Annotated in this window: 1 protein-coding gene; it reads left to right on the plus strand. The window is 62.9% G+C overall.

What is annotated here, in order from left to right; translation table 11 throughout:
* Nucleotides 1–741: DUF6538 domain-containing protein (locus GL300_RS26320; RefSeq protein ID WP_170297822.1), on the plus strand; the 741-nt coding region annotated here is incomplete at its 5' end.
* Nucleotides 742–857: the final 116 nt, after the last annotated feature.

Below are 857 nucleotides of genomic sequence, written 5' to 3' on the forward strand. Positions count from 1 at the left end.
CCTATGGGCATCGTCAACTTCGTCTTCCGCCGCGGCGTGATCTACACCTGGCGGCGCCGGATCCCGGTGCGGATCCAATGCGACGCGGTTCACCTTCAGGTCAGTCTGGGCACATCATGCCCATCGACAGCCCGCGGGCTTGCGGGCATCGTGACGCATGCGCGTGAAGATATTTTCGCACGAATGGTATTTGACAGATTTAGCCACGATACGGCGCGGAGTTGGCTGGAACGGGTGATCCGCGACGAGTTGGAGCGGGTCGAACGGCGTCACCGGGCATTGACCGACAGCAAGGAAATGGGGTCACGCCATCAGGACAAGCTCATGGGCCATGCGCTACGCTTGCTTGCCCGTGACGGAGTTTACACTCTGCTGGACGAGGCAGAGCAGGACGAGCTTCTCGCAGCAGGCATCCCCGAAGCGGATTTGCCCCGCGTCGGTGAGCTCATGCAACGCGATGCTGGCGAAGTCCTGAGTGACGCGGTCAAAGCCAAGATCCTGCGCAGTGCTGGCGAGGCCACCGGCCTGGAGCGGCTCGACCATCACCAATATCTGGATGCTCGGCAGATCTATCTGCAAGGCCGTGCCGCAGCCTATCTCGCGGCCAGCAAGCGCACCGAGCCGGAATTCGCGGATACGCTCGATCTTGCCGAGCATCTGACTGGTAAGACGAACCTGTACCGCCAGTCGCCGCAAATGATGTCCCGCCCCTGCCGTCCCGAACCCCGAGCCAGCCTATGATCCGACGATCACTGCAATCGCCGACCGCCTGTCGGGCCGCAAGGAACAGCGCGGGCTGGCCACCGACAAGACCCCGCGAGCCCCTTTGTCGAAGCCACCGGCGTCGGTGATATCCG

This window comes from Paracoccus litorisediminis (assembly GCF_009711205.1).
GTDB lineage: Bacteria > Pseudomonadota > Alphaproteobacteria > Rhodobacterales > Rhodobacteraceae > Paracoccus > Paracoccus litorisediminis.